Source organism: Streptosporangium heterodermiicola (genome assembly GCF_051390675.1).
Taxonomy (GTDB): domain Bacteria; phylum Actinomycetota; class Actinomycetes; order Streptosporangiales; family Streptosporangiaceae; genus Streptosporangium.
The window spans coordinates 1-1,774 of sequence record NZ_JBPJSR010000067.1 but is presented as its reverse complement, the minus strand read 5'-3'; the positions used below and the strand labels follow the sequence as shown (position 1 = coordinate 1,774).

The 1,774-nt window shown below is 68.3% G+C and carries 2 protein-coding genes; one reads left to right on the top strand and one right to left on the bottom strand.

What is annotated here, in order from left to right:
- On the top strand, positions 1-362 hold a 362-nt coding region (locus ACSC1Q_RS42900), incomplete at its 5' end, for a putative dsRNA-binding protein (RefSeq protein ID WP_436764498.1).
- A 32-nt stretch (positions 363-394) separates the two neighbouring features.
- On the opposite strand, the gene ACSC1Q_RS42895 is transcribed toward ACSC1Q_RS42900, so the two are convergent.
- On the bottom strand, positions 395-1,486 hold the full coding sequence (locus tag ACSC1Q_RS42895) for a hypothetical protein (protein ID WP_436764497.1): 1,092 nt from the start codon (positions 1,484-1,486) through the stop codon (positions 395-397).
- Positions 1,487-1,774 lie beyond the last annotated feature (288 nt).

Sequence of the window (1,774 nt, the reverse complement as noted above, 5' to 3'; positions counted from 1 at the left end):
AGAGCCTGAACGTGGAGACCTTCACGCTGAAGACGTGGCTGAAGGAAGCGGGCATCCAGATCAGCCCGGCCGCGGCCGCGCCGGTGGCGGTGGGCTCGTCAGGGTTGTCGGGCGGGGTGGGGCCGGGGGAGCGTCATCCGGTGAGCGTGTTGAACGAGCTGACCCAGCAAGGCCGCATCGAGGCGGTCACCTGGACGGTGGAATCGACCGGGCCGTCGCACGCCCCGGCCTTCACCGCGGCCGCCGCCACCCGCCTGCTCGCCACGAACACACCGATCCGCGGCGAAGGGAGCGGAGCCAGTAAGGCGGCCGCCCGATCGGCGGCCGCCGCCGTGCTGCTGGCCCGCCTCAATGCTCTGTAGGCCAGCACGGACCGGTATGGGAGGGCAGGCGGTCAGCTGGTACTGGCTCGCCTGAGTAGATCCTTGACCGCTCGGTTGTCGTCACTGGACAGGCTCTTGAGGTGGGCCTTGCGTAGTGCGCGCAGGCGCCGTGCGCACCGGGTCTTGTTCTTGCGGTCTTCCTGGGCCAGCGCCTCTTCCAGGCGTGCGATGGCGTCCTTGAACTCGTTGGCGATCTGCTCTTCGGAGCGGGGCGCGGGCACCCTCGGTGCGGGGGCGTACCACTGAGTGGGCTCTGACGCACGTGGGCGGGGAGCCCTGCGCGCGAAATCATCGACCTGTTCGCGGGCAGGGCCGAAGACGGCGGTCTGTTGCGGAACAGGGGCACGCGCCGGGGCCAGCCTCGAGTCGGCTCTCACAGGCGGTGCGGGCTTGGGCAGCCGGGGAGCCCGGTTGGGCGCGGGCACGTACCGGCTGATGCGGCCCCAGTCCCCCACGTTGTCCGGGGTGGACAGGAAGACCTGCAGGGTCGCCGAGGTCGCGTGCATGACGAACCTGAATCGCCCGTAAGCGACGCCCTGCCTGTCCAGGATCGCCGTCACCTCGGTGTTGCGCTCGTGCACGAACCAGTCCCACTCACGCCCCTGCGCGGACGCGGCGTCCTGCTGGACCTGCACGATCGTGACGTCGCCGAGCACGATGCGGGTTTCCCTGGTACCGGCAGGGCCGGTGATGTGCATGTAACGGGCGTCGTGGCGATCGATGGGGTCGAAAAAGTCGACGTGTCCCTCGGGAAGGTCACGGCCTTGGCGCCAGCGCTTCAGCTCGGCCGAGATCATCGGGGCCTCGATGTCGAGCCGACCCCGGCTCTTCTTCGCCAGGCGGCACTGCGCCTCGCTTTCACCGAGGTGATAGAAGTGCGGGATCCTCTCCTCGCCGATGCGAGTGAAGAGCGGGCGCCCGCACCCGTTGACCGTCCCGCACCAGAAATGCACGCCCTCGTGCTCCTGGCGGAACTCTCGGGCGGCGTCGTGTTCGTAGGGCAGGAAGACGGCGTCCCCTGAGTCGGCCGTCAGACCTTTGACGGCCGTCTGCACCAGGCGGCGATCTTGCGCTGCTCCGGAAGTCGAGCGGAGGTGGGTCAAGTGTGGAACTCCTTCCAAACACCAGCCCGGGTTCGGCTCCGGACCGCTTCAGGGTCGCAGAGCGTCACCGCTGGGACGATACGAACCACCAGATGTAGTGGTTTGCAGGTTCATGATGCACTACAGCTAGGTCATTAGCACGCAAGTTCGGATAACTGCAGCTCAAGCCGCGTGTCTCTTTTACTTAGGGTCATATGGGCTGTTCGCGTCGCGTGTCCTTGGCCCCATCGGCGCGGTCGGCGCGGTCGGCGCGGTCGGCGCGGTCGGCGCGGTCGGCGCGGTCGGCGC